This window comes from Arthrobacter sp. UYP6 (genome assembly GCF_040547315.1).
Lineage (GTDB): Bacteria > Actinomycetota > Actinomycetes > Actinomycetales > Micrococcaceae > Arthrobacter_B.
The window spans coordinates 1-4,888 of record NZ_JBEPPM010000037.1 but is presented as its reverse complement, the minus strand read 5'-3'; the positions used below and the strand labels follow the sequence as shown (position 1 = coordinate 4,888).

2 protein-coding genes are annotated in these 4,888 nt (G+C 56.3%); one reads left to right on the top strand and one right to left on the bottom strand.

What is annotated here, in order from left to right:
• Positions 1 to 328: 328 nt before the first annotated feature.
• Positions 329 to 2,596, top strand: coding sequence for an RHS repeat domain-containing protein (locus tag ABIB35_RS18635; protein ID WP_354183231.1), 2,268 nt, complete (start codon positions 329 to 331; stop codon positions 2,594 to 2,596).
• Between the two features lie 806 nt (positions 2,597 to 3,402).
• Here the strand turns inward: ABIB35_RS18635 and ABIB35_RS18630 are convergent.
• Complete coding sequence (locus ABIB35_RS18630) at positions 3,403 to 4,011, bottom strand: recombinase family protein (protein ID WP_354183230.1); 609 nt, start codon at positions 4,009 to 4,011, stop codon at positions 3,403 to 3,405.
• Positions 4,012 to 4,888 lie beyond the last annotated feature (877 nt).

The window sequence follows — 4,888 nt, the reverse complement described above, 5'->3', positions numbered from 1 at the left end:
TCAGCCCCGTGGACTTTGAGCTGGAATACTCATCACAGGGCGCAGGGATCGACCTCGCCGCTTAGCCCCTGTCCACCATCCGGGGTCAAGGCCACTGGAATACAACGCAGGCAGCGGCAGGCTCTCCAAGATCACCGATGCAACCGGTGCAGTCACCGCACTGGCATACAACTCGGCCGGGAAACTCTCGGCCGTCACGGACGCCCGGCAGTCAAAGACTACGTATGAATATGACGCCTCGAAGAGGGTCTCAAAAATCACCTATGCGGCCGGGACACCGGTTCAGAGCGTCTACACCCCGGCTTACGTCAACGCCACGACTACGACTTTGACGGATCCGAACAGCAAGGTCTCCACCTACACCTATAACAATGTCCGCCAGGTTACTTCCGTGAAGGACCCCAACGGGAACAACGCTGCCGGAACTTTTGACGGCCACGACAACAGAACGGCTTCAACGGACGGACTGGGGAACACCACAACCGCCCAGTACAACACCGGGAACAGCCTCACCAAAGTCACCTCCCCGGCAGGCGCGGCCGGCGGCACCGGCGGAGACCGGTCATTCACCTACAACTCCATGCCCGGAGATCCGCTGTCGAATTACCAGCCGGCCAGTTCCACGGACAGCGAAGAAAATATCACCAACATCTTCTACGACGCCAATACCAACGCACCCAGCAAAACCGAAAGCGGCGGCAGCGATCCGAAGTTGAAGGCCATTGTCTTCAACTACTATCAGGGCGACGTTGCGGGAACCTCCTGCGGTGCTAAGCCGGGATCGCTGTGCAAGACAACGGACGGTAACGGAAACGCGACCACCTACACCTACGATGCTCAGGGAAATGTTGCTTCGATCATCCGTCCTGCACCCCTTGGTGCCATCGTCAATACCTATGATGCAGCAGGCCGGGTTGCTACCAGCAAGGACGGGAAGAACCAGACAGCCACCTACACCTATGACGCCAATAACCGTATTCAGCAGGTCCGCTACGCATCCACCTGTGTTCCTGCGACCTGCGTTACCTACACGTACGACGGCAACGGAAATCTGACCAAGCGCGTCGACGCTTCGGGGACCACGACCTACGCCTACGATCAGCAGAACCGATCAACGGCTAAGACTGTTGGAACAACGACCACAAGCCTTACCTATGACGGGGCATCAAATATTCTGTCCTTCATCGATCCGACCGGCACGATCGGCTACCGCTACGACGCAGCGAACCGACTGACCGCCCTGGCTGAGCCCGGCGGTTCCTGCCCGGCAACACCGGCCTTCCCCAACACCACCAAATGTGTTGGTTTTGGCTACGACAAGAGCAACCGGCGCACCATCACGACCTATCCCAACGGCGTCAAGAACACCACGGTCTTCGACAACGCGGGACGGGTCACCGAGACCCGGGCCAATAACTCCGCCGGCGCTGTCCTAACCTCGCGTGCCTACACCTATACCTTGGGTGAGGCGGGCAAAGATGGTTCTCTGCAGAAAACTGTAAAAACCGAGGCGAATGCTCTGACCAAGTACGTGTATGACACTCGTAACCGGCTCAAGGAAGCCACCCTGGGTGCCGTAACCGAGACCTGGGTCTATGACAAGAACGGTAACCGGACCAGCGCAACCAAAACAGGCAAACCCACGCTGACCTCCGTACATAACGCAGCTGATCAACTTTGCTGGACCGCCGCCTCAACGGGTTCCTGCGCCTCGGCGCCGGCCGGAGCCACAACCTACACCTATGACACGAACGGCAACACCACGAAGGCCGGAACAAACACCTCCGCGTACAACGCGCTCGATCAATTCACGTCGGCAACTGTTTCCGGTACCACGACGAGCTTTGCCTATGCCGGGCTCCGCAACGACGAACGCACTGTCTCAGGGAACACGAGCTTCCTCAACGGCAGCCTCGGCGTCACCACCCAGACCACCAACGGTGCCACCACATCGTTCATCAGGGACCCTGACGGGAAACTGGTCAGCATGCGCAACAGCGCCGGCGCCAGCTTCTACTACACAACAGACGCACTTGGGTCCGTCATCCTCCTCACCGACGCCAACCAGGCCAAGGCAGCAACCTACAGTTACGACGCCTGGGGAAACACCACCCAGTCAGGCGCCCAAGCCGGCAACAACTCCTACCAGTACGTCTCCGGATACAAGGACGCGGCCACCGGCTACACCAAATTCGGAGCGCGATACTACAACCCGGCCATCGGAAGATTCACTCAGCTAGATCCTTCAGGTCAGGACCCGCATTACAGTTATGCGGGAAACAATCCCGTTACTAATAGCGATGTATCAGGCCTCAGTTTTTTTGGAGGTGTTCTTGGGGAATCGATTGACCGCACAATCAGTACCGGGTTTGGCTTTTTGGTAGCAGGAGCGGCGGCACCTGTGGCAGGCACAGTAGGCTCCGTGATGATTGGTGCGGCTGTTGGCGGTTGTCTGGGAGGCGCGGCAGGCGCGGGGGCAACAGCTGCGGCTGACGATCAGGACTTCGGCTTGGCAGATGCAGGGAATGCGTGCCTGGAAGGAGTCGGAGGAGGGCTACTCGGAGCGGCAGTAGGGCAAATAACTGGCAAACGCTAAAAATGGGGCCGGTACTAGGAAATTAGTCTAGTACCGGCCTTATAGCTTTTAGCCGCCTCCATTTATGAATAGTTGCGCAAGACCGTTGAAATTGGTAGAAACTTTAACGCTTACGCCTATAATTAAAGATTGAATAGATTAAGACGGCGGTACAAATGCCCGGAAGGGCAGGGGATGGCCAAGAACTCGTGCTAGAGGCCACAAAAAAGAAGATTATCCATGACGCAACACATAGCGCCACCACAAACCACAGAGATGCTTTGAGCGTACGAGCAGAATGAGAGGAACCGGAGTTCATTTTGGGTTGGATCATAGTCTGATTTAATGCCCTTCAGGTGGTGATGTGCCGATCAGGAAAGTAACAACGGTGTTAGTCTGATCCGTAACGGTAAGGCGCGAGGATATCGGGAAAGATCTAGAAAAACGCATGCTGACTTGCGAGGCATACGTAATATGAAAACATAATTCCTAAAATATTCACCACATCTTACATTACAGACAATACTTGATGTAGCTATCCATATCTATGTGAAGTCTAGTTCACACTGTGATCCAGATCCTAGGGAGTCATCCTTGTTGTCAGAAACTCCCCTAGCTTGCCACCGATGTCGAATGTACGCTCTTAGCGGCTCATTCCGTTCTTAACCCGTTCGAGTTTACGCCTGTCCCGCAGCGCGACGCGCTGCCACCGCTTGCCCGCCGCGGACATTGCTATGTCGATGTTGGCACCAGCATTTTGCAAATGCCCGTCAGCTAAACTACCCGGTGACGACGGCTCCAACGCTACAACTGGCGGAGATGAACAACTAGATTTCAGCGCTGCTTACCCACTCACGGGCGTCGAGTTCAGCCATCCTTCGGTACAGGGTAGCCCGGGACATGCCCAGGTCTCGGGCCACGTGGGTGGCCGGCTCACCTGCCTCGATCAGGCGGCGGGCGTTACGGATTTGACTGTCACTGAACTGCTGCCGCCGCCCGCCGAGATCCTTGCCTGCCGCACGGCGCTTGGAGACGGAGTCGTTGATGCGTTCGCGTTTGATTTCCAGTTCCATTTGGGCCAGGGCAGCCATGACCGTGAAGACCATGGAGCCCATCGGGGTGCCGGTATCCACATTCCCGCCGCCCAGATTCAAGACCCTCAGATTCACTCTTCTGGCACGCAGGGCCTCGGACAGACCAAGCATGTTCACCGTGGACCGGCCGAGCCGATCCAAGGTGGTGATCACCAAAGTGTCGCCCTCATGCAGGGCATCCAACGCCCGGGTGAATCCCGGGCGGGATGCCCTGGCGCCGCTGACTCCATGGTCTATATATAGGTCGTCACGGCGGACGCCCGCGGCCAACAGGTCCCGGACCTGCCGGTCCGCATCCTGCGCCCTGGTGGAAACTCGGGCATACCCAATCAGTTTTGTCACGAGATCCCCAAGAGTGTCTTGCAACCAATGTTCATGTCACCAAACCTAACAGTGGGTTGCAATACATGGTGGCAAGACACCTCAAAGACCGAAACTGTATGGAGTTGCTGCTGTCTCGCGAGGTTGTCTCTCATCCCATGGATTGCAAGACACTTACTTGAGTGGGCGTCCATCTTTCGATCCACACACAGAAGTTTCCAGGAACAGGGCGGCCGGGTCGATCCTGGGTGCAGAGAAACTGTGGTGTCACCCGAATGGTGTCAGTCCTTTATTGTTCTACCCGGCCGCGCCGTGGTCCTCATCAAACTCATCTAGTCATGACTGGGCCCGAACTAGTTGGTCGATGACCCCAGAGCTACGGCTTCGTAGAAATAAGCGACGTCACCTGGTTCCGTGACCGTATCCAAGCCGCTAAAGTAACAGACCGCAGCTCCAATAGATCCACTATTTGAGCCAAATCATCTTCCAAGTTTCGGTGCAAGATGGGTTCATGGTGTGCCATACGGTTGCGAAGGCCGCGAATCACTTCCAGATCTGAATAGATGCGGGCCCTAAGGGACCCCACTCCGCTTACGTTCGAGTTAGGGAAGAGTGCCAAGAGGTGACTGTCCCAAAGTCGACCATCGAATCGCTGAGTGAACATTTTCTGCCAAAAGACAAACTTCAGCTCCGCTACAACTTTTCCCGCCGTCGCTTGTCTATGCCTCGCAGCAATCAATTCTCTTCGTGCGTTGAACCCACGGATAGGGTCCGGCAGACTACGTTCAAATGTTGCGTCCCAATGGTTGGGGTCCCGTGTAGGAGTCCGGTGTTTATGTGAGTTTTGTGTCCGAGAATGGACACAGGAGGAAATTCACGAATCATGGCACGCAGACAC